At 64.5% G+C, this 22,503-nt stretch carries 21 protein-coding genes; 16 read left to right on the top strand and 5 right to left on the bottom strand.

Annotated features, from left to right (window positions below; translation table 11 throughout):
- Nucleotides 1-19: 19 nt before the first annotated feature.
- The 4 genes from NXT3_RS18295 to hemC all read right to left on the bottom strand — a co-directional run bounded on the left by NXT3_RS18295 (nucleotide 20) and on the right by hemC (nucleotide 4,750).
- The gene (locus tag NXT3_RS18295; protein ID WP_097526149.1) at nucleotides 20-1,645 is read right to left on the bottom strand and encodes a heme biosynthesis protein HemY; all 1,626 of its coding nucleotides are present in this window, start codon (nucleotides 1,643-1,645) and stop codon (nucleotides 20-22) included.
- Between the two features lie 19 nt (nucleotides 1,646-1,664).
- Nucleotides 1,665-2,945: a COG4223 family protein gene (locus tag NXT3_RS18290; RefSeq protein WP_104839812.1), complete on the bottom strand. Its 1,281-nt coding sequence runs from the start codon at nucleotides 2,943-2,945 to the stop codon at nucleotides 1,665-1,667.
- 161 nt (nucleotides 2,946-3,106) lie between these two features.
- Nucleotides 3,107-3,817 (bottom strand): uroporphyrinogen-III synthase, encoded by a 711-nt coding sequence (locus tag NXT3_RS18285; protein ID WP_104839811.1) that lies wholly within the window; start codon nucleotides 3,815-3,817, stop codon nucleotides 3,107-3,109.
- 3 nt (nucleotides 3,818-3,820) lie between these two features.
- The gene (hemC, locus tag NXT3_RS18280; protein WP_104839810.1) at nucleotides 3,821-4,750 is read right to left on the bottom strand and encodes a hydroxymethylbilane synthase; all 930 of its coding nucleotides are present in this window, start codon (nucleotides 4,748-4,750) and stop codon (nucleotides 3,821-3,823) included.
- A gap of 175 nt (nucleotides 4,751-4,925) precedes the next feature.
- Between hemC and tsaD the strand changes: the two genes are divergently transcribed.
- Genes tsaD through NXT3_RS18255 form a run of 5 tightly spaced genes read left to right on the top strand, consistent with a single transcriptional unit; the run spans nucleotide 4,926 to nucleotide 8,500 of the window.
- Nucleotides 4,926-6,020 (top strand): tRNA (adenosine(37)-N6)-threonylcarbamoyltransferase complex transferase subunit TsaD, encoded by a 1,095-nt coding sequence (tsaD, locus tag NXT3_RS18275; RefSeq protein WP_097526153.1) that lies wholly within the window; start codon nucleotides 4,926-4,928, stop codon nucleotides 6,018-6,020.
- Between the two features lie 10 nt (nucleotides 6,021-6,030).
- Nucleotides 6,031-7,032: an NAD(P)H-dependent glycerol-3-phosphate dehydrogenase gene (locus NXT3_RS18270; RefSeq protein WP_097526154.1), complete on the top strand. Its 1,002-nt coding sequence runs from the start codon at nucleotides 6,031-6,033 to the stop codon at nucleotides 7,030-7,032.
- A gap of 31 nt (nucleotides 7,033-7,063) precedes the next feature.
- Nucleotides 7,064-7,357: a YciI-like protein gene (locus NXT3_RS18265; protein ID WP_037417790.1), complete on the top strand. Its 294-nt coding sequence runs from the start codon at nucleotides 7,064-7,066 to the stop codon at nucleotides 7,355-7,357.
- Between the two features lie 7 nt (nucleotides 7,358-7,364).
- Nucleotides 7,365-7,796, top strand: a complete 432-nt coding sequence (locus NXT3_RS18260; protein ID WP_037417789.1) for an EVE domain-containing protein — start codon at nucleotides 7,365-7,367, stop codon at nucleotides 7,794-7,796.
- Nucleotides 7,797-7,831: 35 nt separating this feature from the next.
- On the top strand, nucleotides 7,832-8,500 hold the full coding sequence (locus NXT3_RS18255; protein ID WP_037417788.1) for a class I SAM-dependent methyltransferase: 669 nt from the start codon (nucleotides 7,832-7,834) through the stop codon (nucleotides 8,498-8,500).
- Nucleotides 8,501-8,791: 291 nt separating this feature from the next.
- Here NXT3_RS18255 and NXT3_RS18245 read toward each other — a convergent pair whose 3' ends face one another.
- The gene (locus tag NXT3_RS18245; RefSeq protein ID WP_097526155.1) at nucleotides 8,792-9,439 is read right to left on the bottom strand and encodes a hypothetical protein; all 648 of its coding nucleotides are present in this window, start codon (nucleotides 9,437-9,439) and stop codon (nucleotides 8,792-8,794) included.
- A 305-nt stretch (nucleotides 9,440-9,744) separates the two neighbouring features.
- On the opposite strand from NXT3_RS18245, the gene sdhC reads away from it, so the two are divergent.
- The 11 genes from sdhC (at nucleotide 9,745) to NXT3_RS18190 (ending at nucleotide 22,476) form a co-directional block, all read left to right on the top strand.
- Nucleotides 9,745-10,137, top strand: coding sequence for a succinate dehydrogenase, cytochrome b556 subunit (gene sdhC / locus NXT3_RS18240; protein ID WP_097526156.1), 393 nt, complete (start codon nucleotides 9,745-9,747; stop codon nucleotides 10,135-10,137).
- 13 nt (nucleotides 10,138-10,150) lie between these two features.
- On the top strand, nucleotides 10,151-10,531 hold the full coding sequence (gene sdhD, locus NXT3_RS18235) for a succinate dehydrogenase, hydrophobic membrane anchor protein (protein WP_037417785.1): 381 nt from the start codon (nucleotides 10,151-10,153) through the stop codon (nucleotides 10,529-10,531).
- 6 nt (nucleotides 10,532-10,537) lie between these two features.
- Nucleotides 10,538-12,379, top strand: a complete 1,842-nt coding sequence (gene sdhA / locus NXT3_RS18230; protein ID WP_097526157.1) for a succinate dehydrogenase flavoprotein subunit — start codon at nucleotides 10,538-10,540, stop codon at nucleotides 12,377-12,379.
- Between the two features lie 18 nt (nucleotides 12,380-12,397).
- Complete coding sequence (locus NXT3_RS18225; protein WP_037417782.1) at nucleotides 12,398-13,177, top strand: succinate dehydrogenase iron-sulfur subunit; 780 nt, start codon at nucleotides 12,398-12,400, stop codon at nucleotides 13,175-13,177.
- Nucleotides 13,178-13,323: 146 nt separating this feature from the next.
- Nucleotides 13,324-13,923 carry a peptide-methionine (S)-S-oxide reductase MsrA gene (gene msrA, locus NXT3_RS18220; protein WP_097526158.1) on the top strand — a complete coding sequence of 200 codons (600 nt, stop codon included), beginning with the start codon at nucleotides 13,324-13,326 and terminating at the stop codon, nucleotides 13,921-13,923.
- A gap of 138 nt (nucleotides 13,924-14,061) precedes the next feature.
- The gene (locus NXT3_RS18215) at nucleotides 14,062-14,598 is read left to right on the top strand and encodes a protease inhibitor Inh/omp19 family protein (protein WP_037389823.1); all 537 of its coding nucleotides are present in this window, start codon (nucleotides 14,062-14,064) and stop codon (nucleotides 14,596-14,598) included.
- A 115-nt stretch (nucleotides 14,599-14,713) separates the two neighbouring features.
- Nucleotides 14,714-15,868, top strand: a complete 1,155-nt coding sequence (gene zapE / locus NXT3_RS18210) for a cell division protein ZapE (RefSeq protein WP_097526159.1) — start codon at nucleotides 14,714-14,716, stop codon at nucleotides 15,866-15,868.
- A 179-nt stretch (nucleotides 15,869-16,047) separates the two neighbouring features.
- Nucleotides 16,048-17,013: a malate dehydrogenase gene (gene mdh, locus NXT3_RS18205; protein ID WP_064242549.1), complete on the top strand. Its 966-nt coding sequence runs from the start codon at nucleotides 16,048-16,050 to the stop codon at nucleotides 17,011-17,013.
- Between the two features lie 113 nt (nucleotides 17,014-17,126).
- Nucleotides 17,127-18,320 (top strand): ADP-forming succinate--CoA ligase subunit beta, encoded by a 1,194-nt coding sequence (gene sucC / locus NXT3_RS18200; RefSeq protein WP_037417773.1) that lies wholly within the window; start codon nucleotides 17,127-17,129, stop codon nucleotides 18,318-18,320.
- A gap of 17 nt (nucleotides 18,321-18,337) precedes the next feature.
- Nucleotides 18,338-19,240: a succinate--CoA ligase subunit alpha gene (gene sucD / locus NXT3_RS18195; RefSeq protein ID WP_097526160.1), complete on the top strand. Its 903-nt coding sequence runs from the start codon at nucleotides 18,338-18,340 to the stop codon at nucleotides 19,238-19,240.
- Nucleotides 19,241-19,479: 239 nt separating this feature from the next.
- Complete coding sequence (locus tag NXT3_RS18190) at nucleotides 19,480-22,476, top strand: 2-oxoglutarate dehydrogenase E1 component (RefSeq protein WP_037417768.1); 2,997 nt, start codon at nucleotides 19,480-19,482, stop codon at nucleotides 22,474-22,476.
- The last annotated feature ends 27 nt before the right edge of the window (nucleotides 22,477-22,503 follow it).

The following is a 22,503-nucleotide window of genomic DNA, read 5'->3' as shown; positions in this document are numbered from 1 at the left end:
CAACCCTTGAGACCAGAACTCAGAACAGCCGGAAGGTGGCCTTGCTGCCTTCTTCCACCACCCGCTCGCGCACGCCGGGATCGTCCGGCGGACGCCCGAAGAACGGTGCGGCCTCCTCGTCCGCGGCAGCGGTTTCCTCGCTCTTGGTGGGCGGAACCAAGGGTTCTTTCCGCTCGGGCACCTTTATCGGGGCAGGTGTCGGCGACGGGGGTTCCGCTTCCAGCACGGGAGGGCCTGCTTCAGGCTTGATCGCAGCCGGGGCCGCCGGCGCGATCGCCGGCTGGTCGGGTGCTACCGGAGGCAGGCTGCGGATGGCATCGTCGGGGCTGAGGCGACCGTCCTCGGTGGGGCCGGCAAGCGGCGACGGGGGTGCCTTCCATTCGAAGGCGTCGAGCCGGCCGCTGACCGGCGAGACCGGCAGCCAGGTCGGCGAGGTCACGCCATCGGCGGTCCAGGCCGGGTCGCGCGGGCTTCTGAGCGCCTGCGCCATCCAGTGGCGGATGCGGCCCTCGTCGCCGGTGTCGGCCTCTTCGATGTCGGCAAGCAGCAGGAAGATGCTCTCGCTCGGTGCCAGCCGGACGGCGGCTTCGGCCTTTTCCCGGGCAAGCGCCAGTTCGCGTGCCTCAAGAGCTGCATCGGCGACCGTTGCCAGGCTGACGGCATTGTTGCCGCGGAGCGTTTCCAGCCTTTTGGCGCGCTTCAGCCGGTCGACGGCGGAATCGCCGCCGCGCGCCCGGACGTAAAGCCGGGCCACGTCCGGATGCGGTTCCTGCTTCCAGATTCTTTCGAGGACAGAAGCGCCCTTGCGCAGATTGTCCTCGCGAAACAGCGCCTTGGCGGCGACGAGCGCCGCCGGCACCAGCCGATCGTCGAGCTTCAGTGCGGCGAGCGCGTCGTCGCGGGCGGCCTTCGGATCGGCCTCCAGCTTGCTCGTGGCCCGGGCGGTGAGCAGCACGGCCTTCTTGCGGTTCGCTTCCTTCTTGTCGAGAACATTGGCGGCGCGGCTCTGGTCGAGAAGGTGAATTGCCTCGTCCCACTCGCCCGCCTGGCTACGCTGGTCGAGGGTCGCAAGTGTCGCCCAGGAAAGGTGCGGCGCCTTTTCGGCAGCCCGTTCGGCATATTGGCGGGCGGCCTCGTTGGCACCCAGCCGCTTGGCTTCGAGATAGAGCCCGCGCAGACCAAGCTCGCGTGTCTCCTCGTCGTCCGCCATCAGCTCGAACTTCTTGCGCGCATCGTCATATTTGCCTTCGATCAGCGCCGTCTGCGCCTCCAAGAGGTGGATGAGCGGCTCCTGGTCGACGCGGATCAGGCCGCGCGCGCGGCTGGCCATCTTGCGCGCCAGCGCGGCGTCGCCGGCGCCCGCTGCGATCAGGCCGGTCGAGAGCGCCTGGTAGCCGCGATCGCGCTTGCGGGCGCGGAAGTAGCGCGTCACCGTATAGGGCGACAGCCAGATCGTGCGGATCAGCCAAAGGACGATCAGGATCGCGGCGACGACCGAGATCAGGATGGTGGCGGCGCGCATCAGGCTCATTTCGATGCGCTGGCCCTGCCAGATCAGCGACAGCTCTCCCGGCCGATCCGCCAGCCAGGCAAAGCCGAGTGCGAGCGCAAGGACGAGCAGGATGAAGAACAATATCCGGACCATCTAGTCTTGTTTCCTCCCCTTAGCCTTGGGTGCCGTTTCGCGTCATGGTCGCCGCCACGGCCGCACCGATCGCGGTTTCGACGCGCAGTCGCCGGTCGAGCTTCTCTTTGAAATTCTGGCCCGCCGCTTTCGCCGCGTCAGGAAGGCCTTCCCATTCGAGCGAAGCGCCCTTGAGGTCGCCATTGTTGAGCTTGTCTTCGATGCGGGCGATCATCGCCTCCGGCGTGTCTCCCTCGACGCTGCCGACCGGCCGGACGCGAATGCCGGACATGGCGCTCGAGATGAGCCGGGCAAAAATGCCTTCGTTCGGGTCCGGCTGGTGCAGGGCGTCGAGCATTGCGGTCGCCGTTGCCGGAAACGCCTCACGCAGATCCGTCCGTGTGGCGACGCCGGTCTTGGCGTCCTCGGCAAGCGCTTTCACCGCAGCGTCTTCAGGCGCGATGCTGCGCAACGCGTCGAGTTCGGCGAGAAACGGCCCGCCGCGATCGATTGCGGTCTTCAGCGCGGTGACGGCGACCGCTTTGGCCATTTCGATGTCGTTCACCGGCTCATTAAGCTTTTGCTCGGCCTGGTCGATGCGGCCGGCGAGTTCGGCCTTGGCGGTGTCCGCCGATTGCCGGGCGTCGGCGAGATCGGTTTTCAGCGCAGCGATTTCCTTGGTCAGGTTGGCGACCTCGGCCTGGAGCGCCGTCACATCGGGTGCGTTCGCCGCCGAGGGGGCCGCCTGTTCCAGCGCGGCGAGGCGGCTTTCCAGCGGAGCGAGGACGACCGCCTCTGCCGCGGCCGTCGGCCGCGACCGGAGCTCGGCCTTGATCGCCTCGATTTCACCCATCAGGTTCTGCTCGACCGATCCGTTGCCGCGATCCGGCCCCGGTGCCGGTACATAGCCGGCATATTGCAAGACGCCGGCGCCGAGAAGCGCGACGAGGCCGCCAAGGATGCCGGCGGCAAGCGCCCCGGCGCTCGTCCCCTGCCTTCTCTTCGGTTCGGCTGTCGCGCCGCTGCTCAGATGCGGGGGCTCCTCGTCGAAAGCGGCGGCAGCCGCGTTGGCGCGTTCCTCCTCGGTTTCCGCTTTCCGTTCGGCCTCTTCTTCTACGGCCTTCTCCGCTTCGACGTCGTCCGCCGCAGGTCCGGTCGCGTCCGGGGCCGTTGTCGCCGAGATCTCCGCCGGCTCGTCGGTCACCGGCTCCTGGCTGGCGATCGATTCCGTCTCTTCGGTGACGGTTCTCTCCGCCTCCAGGTCGATCGTCAGCGGTTCCTTTTCCGGTTGCGAGCGGCGCGGCGGCTTCTCCGATACCATAGTGACCTCTTACCGTTCTGTCGGGCTCTGAAAGCCAAACCTAGTCAGGGAAGCGCAACAGGGAAAGTCCCCGGGCCTCGTTTTTGCGGCATTTGCCTTAGATGAGCTGACCGACGGCGGGAAGCCAGCGGAAAATCGTCGCTGCCTTTGCTGATCCCGCCTCAAAGGATCTTCAGCAGGCTTTCCTCGTCGGGCGCAGGTGCCACTTCTGCTGCAGCGCCGCTGGGCAGCGCCTCTTTGACAGTGGCGCTGAGGCAGAGGTAACGGGTGGAAAAGTCGGCGCAATCAACGCCGCTGTCGCGCATCAGCGCGGCAAGCCGCCTAGCCGTTTCGCGTGAGTAGAGCAGCACCGCGTCGAACGGGCCGGAGCGGGTGAGGGCCGGCAGCGTTTCCGGCGGATGGTCGACAGGAATCATGCGGTAGCATTCGACGGTCACGTGATCGATCGCCCGCTGACGAAGCGAATGTTCGAAGCCATCGGCGCGCGGCAAGCCGGCGAAATAAAGCAGAGATCCGGTTCCGGGGCCAAGAAAGCCGGCAACCGTTTCCGCCAGCGCTTCGCCGGTTCCCACGCCGACCCGGACGTCAGTGAAGCCGAGATCGGTGGCGACGGCCGCCGTCGCCGCACCGACGGCGAAAAGCGGCGTCGATAGATGCGCTTGAAGTGCGGGACCGAGCTCGGCCAGAACACGGATCGCCTCGGCGCTGGTCACGGCAATCGCGTCATGGGGCCGCTCGAAGCCGGCGCGGAGCGCGGCGACAAAATGCTGCGCCTGAATCAGCGGCAGGACGGTGGGCTGGTGTCCCATCGCTTCGAGCTTCAGCGCCGTTCGTTCGGCTGCCGGGCGAGGACGGGTGACGAGCACGCGCATCGGTCAGGTCCAGCTCGAAAAGAACCCCGGTCCGGCCTTGGCACGGATCTGTTCGCCGGCCTTGCGCCCAAGTTCCGCCGCCTCCGCAGCCTTGCCGTCGATTTCGACGCGATGCGAGGTGGCGCCGTCGGGCGTCAGGATCATGCCAAAGAAGCGGATATGGGCGCCGTCCGACTGCGCGTAGCCGGCAATCGGCGTGCGGCAGGAGCCGTCGAGCGACGCCAGGAAGCCGCGCTCGCAGGCGACCGCCTCATGGGTGCGCGGGTCGTCGATTGCGGCAAGCAGCGTATTTACCCGGTCGTCGCCGACGCGGCTTTCGATGCAGATCGCGCCCTGGGCGGGGGCCGGCGGAAACGCCTCAGGATCGAGCAGTTCGGTCGGCACGTCGGTCATCCCGAGCCGCTTCAGCCCGGCATAGGCGAGCAGCGTGCCGTCGACCTGGCCTTCGGTGAGCTTGCGCAGCCGCGTCTCGACCTGGCCGCGATAGGTGATGACGTTGATGTCGGGCCTCAGTCGCCGGATCAGCGCCTGGCGGCGCAGCGACGACGAGCCGACGGTGGCGCGCTCGGGCAGATCCACAAGCTTCGGGGCTGTTCGCCCGACGAAGGCATCGCGGATATCCTCGCGCGGCAGGAAGGCGGAGAGACACAGCCCGTCGGGCAGCTTCGTCGGCATGTCCTTTGACGAATGGACGGCGAAGTCGAGATCGCCCGACAGAAGCTGCTGCTCGAGCTCCTCGGTGAACAGGCCCTTGCCGCCGATCTCGGCGAGCGGCCGGTCGGTGATGCGATCGCCCTTCGTCGACAGCACGACGACTTCGAACATTTCCGGCGGCAGGCCATGGGCGGCGGCCAGGCGGTCGCGCGTCTCATGAGTCTGGGCGAGCGCCAGCGGGCTGCCGCGCGTGCCGATGCGGAAAGGTTTTGTTTGCATCCTTGGCCATCCGTTGTTACTGCAGGTTTCCTTCGATCGGAAACGATCTGAGAAAAAACCATGCAGCACTTCAAAGCGTTACAGCGTCCTTTGTGCCTCTGAAAGACGCACTGCGCTGTAGGAGTTCCGTGTACCCACCTTTATTGGTTACCGCAATCTTTGAGTATACCACGTCATGTCCCCGCCCTTGCGCATCCTCGGCATTGAGACAAGCTGCGACGAAACCGCGGCTTCCGTCGTGCTGCGCGACGAGGAGGGCGGCGGCCGGATTCTTGGCGACGTGGTGCTGAGCCAGCTTGAAGAGCACAGCGCCTATGGCGGCGTCGTGCCGGAGATCGCCGCGCGCGCCCATGTCGAGGCGCTCGATGCGCTGATCGAGGAAGCGTTGCTGCGGGCCGGGGTGACGCTCACGGACATCGACGCGATCGCTGCGACGAGCGGTCCCGGCCTGATCGGCGGCCTGATCGTCGGGCTGATGACCGGCAAGGCGATCGCCCGAGCGACCGGCAAGCCGCTCTACGCCATCAACCATCTCGAAGGCCACGCGCTGACGGCGCGGCTGACGGACGGACTTGCCTTTCCCTATCTGATGCTGATCGTCTCAGGCGGCCACACGCAACTGATTCTGGTCAAGGGCGTCGGCGACTACGAGCGCTGGGGCACGACCATCGACGACGCGCTCGGCGAGGCCTTCGACAAGACGGCGAAGCTGCTCGGCCTTCCCTATCCGGGCGGGCCTGCGGTGGAACGGGCGGCCCGAATCGGCAATCCCGAGCGCTTCGACTTCCCCCGGCCGCTCGTCGGCGATGCCCGGCTCGACTTCTCCTTTTCCGGCCTGAAGACGGCGGTGCGGCAGGCAGCGCAATCGCTGGAGCCGGTCACCGAACAGGATATCGCCGACATCTGCGCCTCGTTCCAGCGGGCCATTGCGCGGACGCTGAAGGATCGCGTCGGCCGCGGGCTGAAGCGGTTCAAGGGCGAATATCCATCGGTCGATCGGCCGGCGCTGGTCGTTGCCGGGGGCGTGGCCGCCAACCAGACGCTCCGGCAAACGCTGCAGGCGCTCTGCGACACGCACGGCTTCCGCTTCGTCGCGCCGCCGCTTCAGCTTTGCACGGACAATGCGGCGATGATCGCCTGGGCAGGCGCCGAGCGGCTGGCGGCGGGGCTGCCGGCCGACGGGCTCGATGTCGCGCCGCGTTCGCGCTGGCCGCTCGACAGCGAGGCCCGGGCTTTGATCGGCTCCGGAAAACGCGGCGCCAAGGCATGACGGACAGAAGATGAGTGCTAACCAAACGATCGTGCCAAAGATCGCCGTCGTCGGCGCGGGCGCCTTCGGCACGGCCCTTGCGGCTGTTGCGGCGGCAAAGGCCAATGCGGACGTGACGCTGCTTTCGCGCCGCGAGGAAGTGGCGGCGGAATGCCGTCTGACCGGCCGCAACGAAAGGGCTTTGCCCGGCATCGCGCTTCCCGCTGGGCTTGGCTTTTCCGCCGATGCCGCGGCGCTGGCGGGAGCCGATATCGTGCTCTTTGCCATGCCGTCGCAGGAACACAGGACCGCGGCGCAGACCTACGGCGCGGCGATCGGCGCCGATGCGACGATCGTCACCTGCGCCAAGGGCATGGAGCAATCGACCGGCCGGCTGCTGACCGAGTTGCTTGCAGACGAATTGCCGGGCCACAGGATCGGCGTCCTTTCCGGGCCAGGCTTCGCCGCCGACATCGCCAAAGGCCTGCCGACGGCGATGGTCGTCGCCGCTCCCGACATGGCAATTGCGACGCAACTGGCCGAAGCACTGTCCGGACCGACCTTCCGGCTCTACCCGTCGACCGACCGCATCGGCGTCCAGCTCGGCGGCGCGCTCAAGAACGTGCTGGCGATTGCCTGCGGCATCATCGAAGGGGCGGGCCTCGGCGATTCCGCCCGCGCGGCGCTGATCTCCCGCGGCCTTGCGGAAATGTCGCGCTTCATCGCCGCACGCGGCGGCGAGGCCGATACGGTGCGCGGCCTGTCGGGCCTCGGCGACCTGGTGCTGACGGCGACCAGCCACCAGTCCCGCAACCTGCGCTTCGGCATAGCACTCGGCAAGAACGGCCGTGCCGACGGCAGCGGCGGCGAGCTCGTCGAGGGCGCCTTTGCCGCGTCGGTGGCGGGGCGCGTGGCACAGGACCTCGGCATCGAGATGCCGATCACCGAAGCCGTCGCCGCCATCATCGACGGCAGGCTCGATGTGCGCACTGCTCTCGAACAATTGATGTCGCGGCCGATCACCCAGGAGTGACGCCGGCCCGCGCATTCTCATAGGAGGAACCATGCTCTTCGCACTGCTCTGCACGGATAAGCCGGGCGCCCTGCAATTGAGGCTCGACACGCGGCCCGACCATCTCGCCTATCTCAACGACCTCAACGCCAAGGGCGTCCTGAAGATCGCCGGCCCCTTTCTCGGCGCCGACGGCAAGCCGACGGGAAGCCTGGTGATCGTCAAGGCCGAGACGATCGAAGAAGCTGAGGAGATCGCCGCGGCCGATCCCTATGCCAAGGCGGGCCTCTTCGCCAATGTCGAGATCAAGGCCTACAACTGGGTCTTCAACAATCCGGACGCGTGAGGGAGCGATGGCCCACTGGCTCTATAAATCCGAACCCAACAAATGGTCCTGGCAGATGCAGAAGGATGCCGGCGAGAAGGGCACCGAATGGACGGGCGTGCGCAACTATCTGGCGCGCAACAACATGCGGGCGATGAAAATCGGCGACAAGGGCTTCTTCTATCATTCCAACGAGGGGCTGGAGATCGTCGGCATCACCGAGGTCTGCGCCCTTTCGCATCCGGACTCCACCGCTGACGGCGATGCCCGCTGGGACTGCGTCGACATCCGCGCCGTGATCGACATGCCACGTCCGGTCTCCTTGAAGGAAATCAAGGAAAACCCGAAACTCGCCAAGATGTCGCTGGTGACCTCGATGCGCCTCTCCGTCCAGCCGGTGACCGAGGACGAGTGGATCGAGGTCTGCCGCATGGGTGGGCTCGACAACCCGCCGAAGTAATTGCTCTCGGCGCACGCCCCCCCGAGTCTCCAATCTTGAAAACGGATCCGGAAAGCTTCATCCGCGCCAATACCGGCATTCTCTCGCCGCCGCATGTACCGGAGATCCGGCTGCATCTGGCGAGCGAAGCGCATGACCTGTGGCTGAAGACCGAGGAGGAACTGGAGGCGATCGGCCTGCCGCCGCCCTTCTGGGCCTTTGCCTGGGCGGGCGGGCAGGGTCTCGCCCGCTATGTCCTCGATCATCCGGAGGTGGTGCGCGGCCGCCGCGTCGTCGATTTCGCCTCCGGCTCCGGTCTCGTGGCGATTGCCGCCATGCTGGCCGGCGCCGCCGAGGTTCTCGCCGTGGATATCGATCCCTGGGCCGAAACGGCCGTGCGGCTCAATGCGGATCTGAATGGCGTTGAAGTGAGGTTTCTCGGCGAGGACATCATCGGCCGCGAGTGTGAGGCCGACGTCTATCTCGCCGGCGACGTCTTTTACGACAAGGGCTTTGCCGATCTGCTGCAGCCTTGGTTCGAGGCGCTCGGGAGCGCCGGTGCCGCGGTTATCGTCGGTGATCCGGGCCGCGCCTATTGCCCGCGCGAGCGGCTGGCGGCGCTTGCGACCTATGAGGTGCCGGTCACCAGGGCGCTCGAGGACAGCGAGGTGAAGCGGACCACGGTTTGGCGGTTTGGGGCCGCCGACACGAACGTTGGAGCGTGATTGGATCCTTACCGTCAGCGCGCGCGGTAGTCGTCGCGGGCGACCGGGATTCACCCCCCTCTGCCCTGCCGGGCATCTCCCCCACAAGGAGGGAGATCAGCCAGAAGCACAGATGCTGCCCCGCCGCTCCGCCGAAGTTGCCGACTCCGGCCGTAAACCCGCAACGGCGCTGATCGGGCGAGACATCGCCGCTTGCCAATCTCCCTCCTTGTGGGGGAGATGCCCGGCAGGGCAGAGGGGGGTATTAGCACCGCTTCCTGATTTTGGCGCTTTCCTACCCTTCACATCGCTCTACGGCCGGACGACACACACACCGTGCTCCCAGGCGCAGGCGCTGGCATTGGTCTGCGGCGAGACGACGATGATTTTCGGGCGCTCGGCCGGCGGGGCGGCCTCAAGGTTATCCCCGGCGACATAGGAATAGCTGCCGGTCTGGCTGAAATAGATGCCGGTGCCCACATCCTCATAGGCTGAAAGATTGCCGGCATAGGTGCCGAGGCCGGGGATATCGGAGGGGAAATCATAGCCGCCGTCGATGTCGCCGCTATAGCGGCCGGCGCCGTAGCCCCTTCCGTCAATGACGATCCAGGGGCCTCGATTGCGATCACGCCGCACGAAGTGCGGGGGCCAGTGCTTGCGTCGGACATGGCGGGTGCGGGTCTGAACGTCGCGGAGGCCGCCCGTCTCGAAGGACGAGAAATCATCGATGCTGGAATTGACGGAGCGGTGGCGCCGATGGCCGGCGAAATGGCGGAGGTGCCGCGCCTTGCGCCAGGCGCGGTGCGGCGGGCGATCCTTGAGCCGGACATGCCGCACGCGCGTCTCCACGTCCTGGAGGCCCCTGTCGCTCCCGGCGCTCGCAGGCAGGCCGGCGGGGATTGCCAAGGCCAGGGCCAGGAGTAGAACTTTGGTCGCGTGGACCGCGCGCAACAGATTCATTCTGCCATGCCCCTCGGATGCGGTTAACGAACTCTTAACCGCATCCTGATGTAAGCGCTGCCAAATGTCACGAATTTGATTGGCTTTTTCCGGCCTTATCGTTAACGGCGGGATGTCTCCGGCAGACCGGAAAATGCCGCTTTTCGTCTAATCGATTTTATTTATTTTGCACTGCAAACATACTTGTCGTTAAGCAATATGGTGATTAAAGGTCCGAATGACTGAATTGCGCACAATCGGGTGCGATACCGGATTAGAATAGTCTAGTTAAAGGGCGAGAAATCCGGTCATTTCGTGAGGTTCCGATGACGGATGTCACAAGAAGCCGGCCGCTCTCGCCGCATCTTCAAATCTACAAACCAATTCCCACCATGGTCATGTCGATCATGCACCGCATCACCGGCGGCGCACTGTATTTCGGCACGGTCATAGTGGCCTGGTGGTTGATCGCCGCCGCCTCGGGTGCGGCCTATTACGATTGGGTGAACTGGCTGTTTGGCACGCTGATCGGCAAGCTCGTGCTGTTCGGCTACACCTGGGCGCTGATGCACCACATGCTGGGCGGCCTGCGCCATCTCGTCTGGGACCTCGGCTACGGCTACGAAAAGCACTTCGCGACGAAGATGGCCAAGGCGACGCTCGCCGGATCGGTGACGCTGACGCTCGTCATCTGGATCATCGCTTCTCTGCTTCGCTGACAGGGGAAACACCATGGATATGCGCACACCCCTCGGCAAGGTTCGCGGCCTCGGCTCGGCCAAGGAAGGCACGGACCACTTCTGGCGCCAGCGCCTGACGGCCGTTTCCAACATTCCGCTGTTGATCTTCTTCGTTTTCTTCGTCGCCCGCTACGCCGGCGCGCCGCATGCAGAGCTCCTCGCGGCGCTCTCCAATCCCTTCGTCGCGGTGATCCTCGGTCTCGTCGTGACCTCGGCGCTCATCCACATGCGGATCGGCATGCAGGTCATTATCGAGGATTATGTTCATGCGGAGGGCGTCAAGATTGCGCTTCTCATGCTCAATACATTCTTTGCGATCCTGATCGGCGGGCTCTGTCTTTTCGCCATCCTGAAGATCGCTTTCGCAGGATAACTCGCCATGGCATCGATCAGTTCACCGGCTGCAAACGGCAAAGCCTATCAATATGTCGATCACGCCTTCGACGTCGTCGTCGTCGGCGCCGGCGGGGCGGGCCTGCGCGCCACCCTCGGCATGGCCGAACAGGGCCTCAAGACCGCCTGCATCACCAAGGTCTTCCCGACGCGCTCCCACACGGTTGCAGCACAGGGCGGCATCGCCGCCTCGCTGCAGAACATGACGCCGGACAGCTGGCAGTGGCATCTCTACGACACCGTCAAGGGCTCCGATTGGCTCGGCGACGTCGACGCCATGCAGTACCTGACCATGGAGGCGCCGAAGGCGGTCTACGAGCTCGAGCACTACGGAGTGCCGTTCTCGCGCAACGAGGAAGGCAAGATCTATCAGCGGCCGTTCGGCGGCCATATGCAGAATTATGGCGAAGGTCCGCCGGTGCAGCGGACCTGCGCAGTCGCCGACCGCACCGGCCATGCGATCCTGCACACGCTCTACGGCCAGTCGCTCAGGAACAACGCCGAATTCTTCATCGAATATTTCGCCATGGACCTGATCATGGCCGAGGACGGCCGCTGCACCGGCGTCGTCGCCTGGAATCTGGACGACGGCACCATCCATCGCTTCGCCGCGAAGATGGTGGTGCTGGCGACCGGCGGTTACGGCCGCGCCTATTTCTCGGCGACCTCGGCGCACACCTGCACCGGCGACGGCGGCGGCATGATCGCCCGCGCCGGCCTGCCGCTGCAGGACATGGAGTTCGTGCAGTTCCACCCGACCGGCATCTACGGTTCGGGCTGTCTGATCACCGAAGGGGCGCGCGGCGAGGGCGGCTATCTCGTCAACTCGGAAGGCGAGCGCTTCATGGAGCGTTACGCTCCGTCGGCCAAGGACCTCGCCTCGCGCGACGTCGTCTCGCGCTGCATGACGCTGGAAATCCGCGAAGGCCGCGGCGTCGGCAAGAACAAGGATCACATCTTCCTGCACCTCGACCATCTCGATCCGGCGGTGCTGCACGAGCGGCTGCCGGGCATCTCGGAATCGGCGAAGATCTTCGCCGGCGTCGACGTCACCCGCGAGCCGATCCCGGTGCTGCCGACCGTTCACTACAACATGGGCGGCATCCCGACCAACTACTGGGGCGAGGTGCTGAACGCCGACGCTCAGAACCCCGAGCGTATCGCGCCCGGCCTGATGGCGGTCGGGGAAGCCGGCTGCGCCTCCGTGCATGGCGCCAACCGGCTGGGCTCCAACTCGTTGATCGACCTCGTCGTCTTCGGCCGCGCCGCGGCGATCCGCGCCGGCCAGATCATCGACCGCCAGGAATCGATCCCGGCGCTTGATGCGGCCGCCTGCGATCGCATCGTCGAGCGGTTCGACCGGCTGCGCCATGCCAAAGGCGGTACGCCGACGGCGGTGCTGCGCGACAAGATGCAGCGCGCCATGCAGGAAGACGCGGCCGTCTTTCGTACCCAGGAATCGCTCGAATCCGGCTGCCGGCGGCTATCGGAAATCTGGAAGGAACTTTCCGACATCAAGGTCACCGACCGCTCGATGATCTGGAATTCCGATCTCGTCGAGACGCTAGAGCTCGAGAACCTGATGGCGAACGCTATCACCACGGTCTACGGCGCCGAAGCGCGCAAGGAAAGCCGCGGCGCACACGCCCGCGAGGACTACAAGGATGGTCCGCTCGGCGGCCGCGACGACATGAACTGGCGCAAGCATACGCTGGCCTGGGTCAATGACGCCGGCGACGTCCGGCTCGAGTATCGTCCGGTGCACACCGAGCTGATCGCCGACGGCATCGATCCGAAAAAGATCGAGCCGAAGGCGCGGGTATACTGATCTCGAGGACTAAGGCACATGGTTGAACTCGCTCTCCCGAAGAACTCGCAGGTTAATGAAGGCAAAGTCTGGCCGAAGCCGGTCGGCGCAACCAATCTGCGCGAATACCGCGTCTATCGCTGGAACCCGGACGACGGCAAGAACCCGCGCATCGACACCTATTACATCGACATCGACGACTGCGGCCCGATGGTCCTGGACGGGCTGCTGTACATCAAGAACAAGATCGATCCGACGCTGACGCTGCGGCGCTCCTGCCGCGAGGGTATCTGCGGCTCCTGTGCGATGAATATCGACGGCACTAACACGCTCGCCTGCACCAAGGGCATGGAGGAGATCAAGGGCACGGTGAAGATCTACCCGCTACCGCACATGCCGGTGGTCAAGGACCTGGTGCCGGATCTCACCAATTTCTACGCCCAGCACCGCTCGATCGAGCCCTGGCTGAAGACAGTGTCGCCGACGCCTGCCAAGGAATGGCGGCAGAGCCACGAGGACCGCCAGAAGCTCGACGGGCTCTACGAGTGCATCCTCTGTGCCTGCTGCTCGACCTCCTGTCCGAGCTACTGGTGGAACGGCGACCGCTATCTCGGTCCCGCCGTTCTCTTGCAGGCCTATCGTTGGCTGATCGACTCCAGAGACGAGGCGACCGGCGAGCGGCTCGACAATCTCGAGGATCCTTTCCGTCTTTACCGCTGTCACACGATCATGAACTGCGCCCAGGCCTGTCCCAAGGGGCTGAATCCGGCCAGGGCGATCGGCGAGATCAAGAAGATGCTGGTCGAGCGGCGGTTCTAAAGCGTCCCGGGCTCAAAAATCATCGAAATTGGACGGCGGGCAGAGGGCCCGCCGTCTTGCTTTTCACAACTCTCGCATCGACGTGTCGGTAAGTGAATTGAAAGCCGCCGCGAGGCGCATAGGTATTAGAGGGTGGAGGGTCGCTGATGCTTCTCGCTCGCCTGCTTGTCGCAACTGCCGTAAGCTGTCTCCTGCCGTCGGCGCGAGCAGCCGAGCCGCAACACGCGATCCTCGCCGGCGGCTGTTTCTGGTGCGTCGAGAGCGATTTCGATGACGTGCCGGGCGTTGTCGAGACGATTTCCGGCTATGCCGGCGGCAGGAGCGAAAATCCGACCTATCAAGATTATGCGAAGGGCGGCCACCGCGAGGTGGTGCGGATCAAGTTCGATCCCGACAAGGTCTCTTATGCGGAACTCGTCGGCGTGCTGTTCCGCACGACCGACCCGACCGATGGCGGCGGCCAGTTCTGTGATCGCGGCTTCTCCTATTCGACGGCGATCTACGCGCTCGATGAGCAGCAGGCGATGCAGGCGAAGGCCGAGAAAATCAAGGCCGAGGCGGAACTCGGCCGGCCGATCGTGACGCCCGTCGAGGGCCCCGCGAAGTTCTGGCCGGCCGAAGACTACCACCAGGATTTCGCGACGCGGAATCCGATCCGCTACTGGTATTACCGCAATGGCTGCGGCCGCAACCGGGCGGTCGAGGCCCTTTGGGGTGAGCGGGCCTATGCCGGCGTCAGCCATTAAGCTTTCGCCGCAAGCGTTTCCATCGTGCAACAGCCAAGGCCGAAACGTGGTGCCTTGATCTCACGGGTGGATTTGCTGTAATTCGGCCTTTATTATCGCATTGCATCATCGTTCGAGGACAATATAGGGGGTAAAGACATGCGGGTTTTTCATGCGGCGGCGGGGCTTGTTATTGTGCTTGCGCTGACCGGATGCCAGCGGACATCCTTTGGCGGCTTCGGTTCCCAGGATGTTTCTGCCGCGCCTGCTCCCCTGCAAGCGCAGCCGGTGCCGTCGGTCTCGGCGGGCCAGCTGCCCGATCCGACGACGAGCACCTCGCAATTCCCTAGCGCTCCGACAGGCACCCCGGCCGGCGCGCCCGCGGGCACGCAGGTGGCCGCCGCCACCAACGCCCTCGACGTGACGAAGGAATCCATGGTCGGCAACTGGCGCGTTTCGAGCGCCGGCAGTTCCTGCGACATGTTCCTGACGCTGACCAATCTCGGCAGCGGCTCGCGCGGCGGCACGCGCGGCTGCGCCGGCGAACTGACGGCGATGGGATCGTGGGAAGTGGCCGGTAAGCAGGTCGTGCTCAAGGATCGCAGCGGCAATCCGATCGCCCGCCTCTACAAGACCGCCGATTCGCGCTTCGACGGCTCGACCAATGGCGGCCAGCCGGTGAGCCTCAGCCGCTGACCTATTCTCGGTCCGGCTTTCCGGACCTCGAGACGGCCTGTCGTCGGGGTGGGGCTTCCGCCTGCAGCCTTAAGTCTCACCTCCCAAAACAGCCCCTGGTCTATCCAGGTGCACCGTGCTCAATCCTGACGACAGTATTCTCCACAGACTCGAAGCGCTCGTTGCGGGCGGAGAGCGGCAGCGTGACCCGGCGCAATTTGCAATCGCAAGACGGCTCGACCATCTGACCGCGGAGCTCATGGCCAGCCGGCCGTCGCGCAAGGCGAACGCGCTCGGCTGGCTGTTCGCGGCCCGCAAGAAGGACCAGGCGCCTGTCAAGGGTCTCTACATCCATGGCGGCGTCGGCCGCGGCAAGACCATGCTGATGGACATGTTCTTCGACGCGGTGCCGATACAGCGCAAGCGGCGCGCCCATTTCCACGAGTTCATGGCGGATGTGCACGAGCGCATCTACAAGCACCGGCAGAGGCTGAAGAACGGCGAGACCAAGCAGGCCGATCCGATCCCGCCGGTCGCTTCCGAGCTCTTTGCCGAGGCGCGGCTCCTGTGTTTCGACGAATTCTCGGTGACCGACATTGCCGATGCGATGATCCTCGGACGCCTCTTCGGCGAACTCTTCGCAAAGGGCTGCGTGCTCGTCGCGACCTCGAACGTGGAGCCTTCCGAGCTTTATCGCGAGGGGCTCAACCGCGGGCTGTTTCTGCCTTTCATCGATCTCCTGAAGGCCCATGCGGAACTCATTTCGCTCGACACGGACACCGACTATCGCCTGCGCAAGACGGACGGAAATCCCGTCTGGCTGTCGCCGCTCGGACCGGAAGCGGAAGCCGCGATGGATCGCGCCTGGTATGTGGCGACCAACGGCGCGCCCGCCGGGCCGGCGGAGATCGGCCGGAAGGGGCGGAAGATCCGCGTGCCGGATGCGGTCGGCGACTGTGCCCGCTTCACCTTTGCCGATCTCTGCGCCCAGCCGCTCGGCGCGGCCGACTATCTTGCCATCCTCTCGCACTACAGGACGATCTTCCTCGACCACGTTCCGCATCTCGGGCCGCATATGCGCAACGAGACGAAGCGCTTCATCATGCTCGTCGACGCGCTCTACGACCAGGGCGCCCGTCTCTTCGCCTCCGCCGCTGCCGAACCGGAACGGCTGCTGATCGCCAAGAAGGGCATTGAAGGCTTCGAATTCGACCGGACGGTTTCCCGTCTGATCGAGATGCAAAGCGAGGAATATGCCGCGCAACATACTGAAAACACGGCCTTTCCATGACGTAACGATGACTGACAATCTTACCTTTACGTAAGAATTTTTTGATCTAACCGATTGAATTTGCTCTATCAGAAACTATGGATTGATATTTTGCCATTTGCCGTTTAAGGGCTTTCCGCGAGGGTTTGGCGTTTGCCGCGTTTCAGGCCTCGATCATGGATCACAAAGGAAGCACTTTCATGGCGCGCAACAAGATCGCACTTATTGGTTCAGGGATGATTGGTGGCACGCTGGCGCATCTCGCCGGCCTGAAAGAATTGGGTGACATCGTTCTGTTCGATATCGCCGACGGCATCCCCCAGGGTAAGGGCCTCGACATCGCCCAGTCCTCGCCGGTCGAAGGTTTCGACGCATCCCTGACGGGCGCAAGCGACTATGCGGCGATCGAAGGTGCCGACGTCTGCATCGTCACCGCCGGCGTTCCGCGCAAGCCCGGCATGAGCCGCGACGACCTGCTCGGCATCAACCTGAAGGTCATGGAACAGGTCGGCGCCGGCATCAAGAAATATGCTCCGAACGCCTTCGTCATCTGCATCACCAACCCGCTCGACGCCATGGTCTGGGCGCTGCAGAAGTTCTCCGGGCTGCCGAAGAACAAGGTCGTCGGCATGGCCGGCGTGCTCGACTCCTCGCGCTTCCGGCTCTTCCTTGCCCAGGAATTCAACGTTTCGGTTCAGGATATCACCGCCTTCGTTCTCGGCGGCCATGGCGACACGATGGTGCCGCTCGCCCGCTATTCGACCGTTGCCGGCATTCCGCTGACCGACCTCGTGCAGATGGGCTGGGTCACCAAGGACCGTCTGGAAGAAATCATCCAGCGCACCCGTGACGGCGGCGCTGAGATCGTCGGCCTTCTGAAGACCGGCTCGGCCTATTACGCTCCGGCCGCTTCCGCGATCGAAATGGCCGAAGCCTACCTCAAGGACAAGAAGCGCGTGCTCCCCTGCGCAGCGCATCTATCCGGCCAGTACGGCGTCAAGGACATGTATGTCGGCGTGCCGACGGTCATTGGCGCCGGCGGCGTCGAGCGCATCATCGAGATCGACCTCAACAAGGGCGAGAAGGAAGCCTTCGACAAGTCGGTCGCCGCCGTCGCCGGGCTTTGCGAAGCCTGCATCGGCATCGCGCCCAGCCTGAAGCAGTAATCGCCTCACGTCGGGCGGACATCCAGATCCGCTCGGCCTCCTCTTTGTTTTTGCCGCATTGGTGCGTAGGTGCCCCACCTGCCCGCACAATGCTCCCAGACAGGAAAACAACCATGAACATTCATGAGTATCAGGCCAAGGCTCTCCTGAAGAGCTATGGCGCGCCGGTCGCGGAAGGTGTCGCGATCTTCTCCGCCGACGAGGCTGAAGCCGCTGCCAAGTCGCTCCCGGGCCCGCTTTACGTGGTCAAGAGCCAGATCCATGCCGGCGGTCGCGGCAAGGGCAAGTTCAAGGAACTTTCCGCCGACGCCAAGGGCGGCGTGCGTCTCGCCTTCTCGGTCGATGAAGCCAAGGCTCATGCCAAGGAAATGATCGGCAACACGCTCGTCACTGCGCAGACCGGCGCTGCCGGCAAGCAGGTGAACCGCCTCTACATCGAGGACGGCGCCGACATCGATCGCGAACTCTATCTTTCGCTGCTCGTCGACCGCTCGGTCGGCCAGATCGCCTTCGTCGTTTCGACGGAAGGCGGCATGGACATCGAGGCTGTTGCGCACGACACGCCGGAAAAGATCGTCAACGTCGCGATCAACCCGGAAGCTGGCGTCACCGCCGCCGATCTCGCCAAGCTCACCTCGGCCCTGAAGCTCGAAGGCGAAGCCAAGGCTGACGCCGAAAAGCTCTTCCCGATCCTTTACAAGGCCTTTGTCGAGAAGGACATGAGCCTGCTCGAGATCAACCCGCTGATCGTCATGAAGAACGGCCGCATGCGCGTTCTCGATGCCAAGGTCTCTTTCGACGGCAACGCCCTGTTCCGCCACGACGACATCAAGGCGCTGCGCGACGAAACCGAAGAAGACGCCAAGGAAATCGAGGCCTCCAAGTGGGATCTCGCCTATGTCGCGCTCGACGGCAACATCGGCTGCATGGTCAACGGCGCGGGTCTCGCCATGGCGACGATGGACATCATCAAGCTTTACGGCAAGGAGCCGGCGAACTTCTGCGACGTCGGCGGTGGCGCCGGCAAGGAGAAGGTCGCGGCAGCCTTCAAGATCATCACGGCCGACCCGAAGGTCGAGGGCATCCTCGTCAACATCTTCGGCGGCATCATGAAGTGCGATGTCATCGCTGAAGGTGTCGTTGCGGCCGTGCAGGAAGTCGGCCTCAAGGTTCCGCTGGTCGTTCGTCTCGAAGGCACGAATGTCGAGCTTGGCAAGAAGATCCTGAACGAATCCGGCCTGGCGATCACCGCCGCCGACGATCTGGATGACGCTGCCAAGAAGATCGTCGCTGCGATCAACGGCTAACTGAAGGACCAGACCTCATGTCGATTCTCGTCAATAAGAACACCAAGGTCCTCGTTCAGGGCCTGACCGGCAAGACCGGCACCTTCCATACCGAACAGGCGCTTGCCTATTACGGCACGCAGATGGTCGGCGGGATTCACCCGAAGAAGGGCGGCGAAACCTGGACCGGCTCCAAGGGCGAAACCCTGCCGATCTTCACCTCGGTTGCCGAAGGCCGTGAAAAGACCGGTGCGGACGCATCCGTGATCTATGTTCCGCCGGCAGGCGCTGCGGACGCGATCATCGAGGCGATTGATGCGGAAATCCCGTTCATCACCTGCATTACCGAGGGCATCCCGGTTGCCGACATGGTGCGCGTCAAGGCTCGCCTCGACCGCTCCAAGTCGCGCCTGCTCGGCCCGAACTGCCCCGGCATCCTGACGCCGGAAGAATGCAAGATCGGCATCATGCCGGGCTCGATCTTCCGCAAGGGCTCGGTCGGCATCGTCTCGCGCTCCGGCACGCTGACCTATGAAGCCGTGTTCCAGACCTCCAACGAGAGCCTCGGCCAGACGACGGCCGTCGGCATCGGCGGCGACCCGGTCAAGGGCACGGAGTTCATCGACGTGCTCGAGATGTTCCTGGCGGACGAAGCCACGACCTCGATCATCATGATCGGCGAAATCGGCGGCTCGGCCGAAGAGGATGCCGCGCAGTTCCTCATCGACGAGGCCAAAAAGGGCCGCAAGAAGCCGATGGCCGGCTTCATCGCGGGCCGTACCGCGCCGAAGGGCCGTACCATGGGCCACGCCGGCGCCGTCGTTTCCGGCGGCAAGGGCGATGCGGAATCCAAGATCGCTGCGATGGAGCAGGCAGGCATCCGCGTGTCGCCGTCGCCGGCCCGTCTCGGCAAGACGCTGGTCGAAGTCCTCAAGGGCTGATCGGAAGACTTCTGCCCGGGTCGGGGCGATTCGGCCCGGGCAGCCTGCGGCCCGCGTGTTTCCTTGGCTGATTGAAGATCAGGACATGCGGTAACGAAATGCCACGGTGGTTCGGGCGCGTCCTTCCGATGTGCGGCGCCGTAGGAAAGGGCGCCAGGCGCGCCGAACGAACATGAATGACCGGGATACCCGGCAACCCAACTCAGTCAGGAGGCGGACAGAACAGTCCGCGTGAGACCATGACAAGGCAAGAGGCCAACGAGCAATTCCAGCTCACTTCGTTTCTGGACGGCGCCAATGCCGCCTATATCGAGCAGCTCCATGCGCGCTACGAAGCGGACCCCGCGTCCGTGTCGGCTGAATGGCAGGCCTTCTTCAAGGCGCTCGCCGACCGGCCCGAAGACGTCGTGAAGGCAGCCAAGGGCGCCTCCTGGAAGAAGAAGAACTGGCCGATCACCGCGAATGGCGAACTCGTCTCGGCGCTCGACGGCGACTGGGGCACGGTCGAGAAGGCTATCGAGAAGAAGGTCAAGGCGAAGGCTGAAGAAGCCGCCGCAGCGACCGGTACCCTCGCCAGCGCTGCCGACATCCATCAGGCGACGCGCGATTCCGTTCGCGCCATCATGATGATCCGCGCCTATCGCGCCCGCGGCCACCTGCATGCCAAGCTCGACCCGCTCGGCCTTGCCGCCCCGGTCGAGGACTACAACGAGCTTTCGCCGTCGAACTACGGTTTCGACGAGAAGGACCTCGACCGCAAGATCTTCATCGACAACGTGCTCGGCCTCGAATACGCGTCCATCCGCGAAATGGTCGAGATCCTCGAGCGGACCTATTGCTCGACGATCGGCGTCGAATTCATGCACATGTCCAACCCCGAGGAGAAGGCCTGGATCCAGGAGCGGATCGAGGGACCGGACAAGGGCGTCGAGTTTACGCCCGAGGGCAAGCGGGCGATCCTGCAGAAGCTCATCGAAGCGGAAGGCTTCGAGCAGTTCATCGACGTCAAGTACAAGGGCACCAAGCGCTTCGGCGTCGACGGCGGTGAATCGCTGATCCCGGCGCTCGAACAGATCATCAAGCGCGGCGGGCAGCTCGGCCTCAAGGAAATCGTTCTCGGCATGGCCCATCGGGGCCGCCTGAACGTCCTCTCGCAGGTCATGGCCAAGCCGCATCGCGCCATCTTCCACGAGTTCAAGGGCGGCTCCTATGCGCCCGACGACGTGGAAGGCTCCGGTGACGTCAAGTATCACCTCGGCGCTTCGTCCGACCGCGAGTTCGACGGCAACAAGGTGCACCTGTCTCTGACGGCGAACCCGTCGCATCTCGAAATCGTCAACCCGGTGGTCATGGGCAAGGCGCGCGCCAAGCAGGACCAGATGGCAACCGTCTTTGAGGGCGATATCATTCCGCTGCGCGAGCGCGTCAAGGTGATGCCGCTGCTGCTCCACGGCGATGCAGCCTTCGCCGGACAGGGCGTGGTTGCCGAAATCCTCGGGCTCTCCGGCCTGCGCGGCCATCGCGTCGCCGGCACCGTCCACTTCATCATCAACAACCAGATCGGCTTCACCACCAACCCGGCCTTCTCGCGGTCCTCGCCCTATCCGTCGGACGTCGCGAAGATGATTGAGGCGCCGATCTTCCACGTCAACGGCGACGATCCGGAAGCCGTCGTCTACGGCGCCAAGGTGGCGACCGAGTTCCGGATGAAGTTCCACAAGCCGGTGGTGGTCGACATGTTCTGCTACCGCCGCTTCGGCCACAACGAGGGCGACGAGCCGGCGTTCACGCAGCCGAGGATGTACAAGGCGATCCGCGCCCACAAGACTGTCGTCCAGCTCTATTCGGAGCGACTGATCGCCCAGGGCATCATCACCGAGGGCGAAGTCGAGAAGATGAAGGCCGACTGGCGCGCCCATCTCGAGCAGGAGTTCGAGGCCGGCCAGTCCTACAAGCCGAACAAGGCCGACTGGCTCGACGGTTTATGGTCGGGCCTGCGCACCGCCGACAACCAGGATGAGCAGCGCCGTGGCCGGACCTCGGTGCCGATGAAGCAGCTCAAGGAAATCGGCCGCAAGCTCTCCGAGATCCCGGCCGGGTTCAACGCGCATCGCACCATCCAGCGCTTCATGGAAAACCGCGCCAACATGATCCAGACCGGCGAGGGTGTCGACTGGGCGATGGCCGAGGCGCTCGCCTTCGGGACGCTCGTCACCGAGGGTACGAAGATCCGCCTATCGGGCCAGGACTGCGAGCGCGGCACCTTCTCGCAGCGCCATTCGGTCCTCTACGACCAGGAGACCGAAGAGCGCTACATTCCGCTCGCCAATCTGTCGCCGAGCCAGGCGCGCTACGAGGTCATCAACTCGATGCTCTCCGAAGAGGCGGTGCTCGGCTTCGAATACGGCTATTCGCTCGCCCGTCCCAACGCGCTGACGCTCTGGGAAGCCCAGTTCGGCGACTTCGCCAACGGCGCGCAGGTGGTCTTCGACCAGTTCGTCTCGTCCGGCGAACGCAAGTGGCTGCGCATGTCGGGCCTCGTCTGCCTGCTGCCGCACGGCTATGAAGGCCAGGGGCCGGAACACTCCTCGGCCCGCCTCGAGCGCTTCCTGCAGCTCTGCGCGGAAGACAACATGCAGGTCGCCAACGTGACCACCCCGGCGAACTACTTCCACATCCTGCGCCGCCAGGTGAAGCGCGATTTCCGCAAGCCGCTGGTCCTGATGACGCCGAAGTCGCTGCTGCGCCACAAGCGGGCAATCTCCAGCCTGTCCGAGATGGCCGGCGAGAGCTCCTTCCACCGCCTGCTATGGGACGATGCGGAAGTCATCAAGGACGGCCCTATCAAGCTGCAGAAGGACTCGAAGATCCGCCGCGTCGTTCTGTGCACGGGCAAGGTCTATTACGACCTTCTGGAGGAACGCGAAAAGCGCGGCATCGACGACATCTATCTGCTGCGCGTCGAGCAGCTCTATCCGTTCCCGGCGAAAGCGCTCATCAACGAACTCAGCCGCTTCCGCCATGCGGAGATGGTCTGGTGCCAGGAAGAGCCGAAGAACATGGGCGCCTGGTCGTTCATCGACCCCTATCTCGAATGGGTCCTTGCCCATATCGACGCCAAGTATCAGCGGGTGCGCTACACCGGCCGTCCGGCCGCCGCTTCGCCGGCAACCGGCTTGATGTCCAAGCACCTGGCGCAGCTGGCCGCCTTCCTTGAGGACGCGCTGGGGGGCTGATTAAGCCCTCCACGGTCTGCCAATCGA

The sequence above is a fragment of the Sinorhizobium fredii genome (assembly GCF_002944405.1).
Lineage (GTDB): Bacteria > Pseudomonadota > Alphaproteobacteria > Rhizobiales > Rhizobiaceae > Sinorhizobium > Sinorhizobium fredii_C.
Note: the sequence above shows the minus strand (reverse complement) of the source record. Positions and strands in the feature narration are given on the sequence as shown.

Bases quoted from the DNA above. Each gene is read 5' to 3' on its own strand.
- NXT3_RS18295 (WP_097526149.1), bottom strand. From the start codon at position 1,645: ATGGTCCGGATATTGTTCTTCATCCTGCTCGTCCTTGCGCTCGCACTC.
- NXT3_RS18290 (WP_104839812.1), bottom strand. From the start codon at position 2,945: ATGGTATCGGAGAAGCCGCCGCGCCGCTCGCAACCGGAAAAGGAACCG.
- NXT3_RS18285 (WP_104839811.1), bottom strand. From the start codon at position 3,817: ATGCGCGTGCTCGTCACCCGTCCTCGCCCGGCAGCCGAACGAACGGCG.
- hemC (WP_104839810.1), bottom strand. From the start codon at position 4,750: ATGCAAACAAAACCTTTCCGCATCGGCACGCGCGGCAGCCCGCTGGCG.
- tsaD (WP_097526153.1), top strand. From the start codon at position 4,926: ATGTCCCCGCCCTTGCGCATCCTCGGCATTGAGACAAGCTGCGACGAA.
- NXT3_RS18270 (WP_097526154.1), top strand. From the start codon at position 6,031: ATGAGTGCTAACCAAACGATCGTGCCAAAGATCGCCGTCGTCGGCGCG.
- NXT3_RS18265 (WP_037417790.1), top strand. From the start codon at position 7,064: ATGCTCTTCGCACTGCTCTGCACGGATAAGCCGGGCGCCCTGCAATTG.
- NXT3_RS18260 (WP_037417789.1), top strand. From the start codon at position 7,365: ATGGCCCACTGGCTCTATAAATCCGAACCCAACAAATGGTCCTGGCAG.
- NXT3_RS18245 (WP_097526155.1), bottom strand. From the start codon at position 9,439: ATGAATCTGTTGCGCGCGGTCCACGCGACCAAAGTTCTACTCCTGGCC.
- sdhC (WP_097526156.1), top strand. From the start codon at position 9,745: ATGACGGATGTCACAAGAAGCCGGCCGCTCTCGCCGCATCTTCAAATC.
- sdhD (WP_037417785.1), top strand. From the start codon at position 10,151: ATGGATATGCGCACACCCCTCGGCAAGGTTCGCGGCCTCGGCTCGGCC.
- sdhA (WP_097526157.1), top strand. From the start codon at position 10,538: ATGGCATCGATCAGTTCACCGGCTGCAAACGGCAAAGCCTATCAATAT.
- NXT3_RS18225 (WP_037417782.1), top strand. From the start codon at position 12,398: ATGGTTGAACTCGCTCTCCCGAAGAACTCGCAGGTTAATGAAGGCAAA.
- msrA (WP_097526158.1), top strand. From the start codon at position 13,324: ATGCTTCTCGCTCGCCTGCTTGTCGCAACTGCCGTAAGCTGTCTCCTG.
- NXT3_RS18215 (WP_037389823.1), top strand. From the start codon at position 14,062: ATGCGGGTTTTTCATGCGGCGGCGGGGCTTGTTATTGTGCTTGCGCTG.
- mdh (WP_064242549.1), top strand. From the start codon at position 16,048: ATGGCGCGCAACAAGATCGCACTTATTGGTTCAGGGATGATTGGTGGC.
- sucC (WP_037417773.1), top strand. From the start codon at position 17,127: ATGAACATTCATGAGTATCAGGCCAAGGCTCTCCTGAAGAGCTATGGC.
- sucD (WP_097526160.1), top strand. From the start codon at position 18,338: ATGTCGATTCTCGTCAATAAGAACACCAAGGTCCTCGTTCAGGGCCTG.
- NXT3_RS18190 (WP_037417768.1), top strand. From the start codon at position 19,480: ATGACAAGGCAAGAGGCCAACGAGCAATTCCAGCTCACTTCGTTTCTG.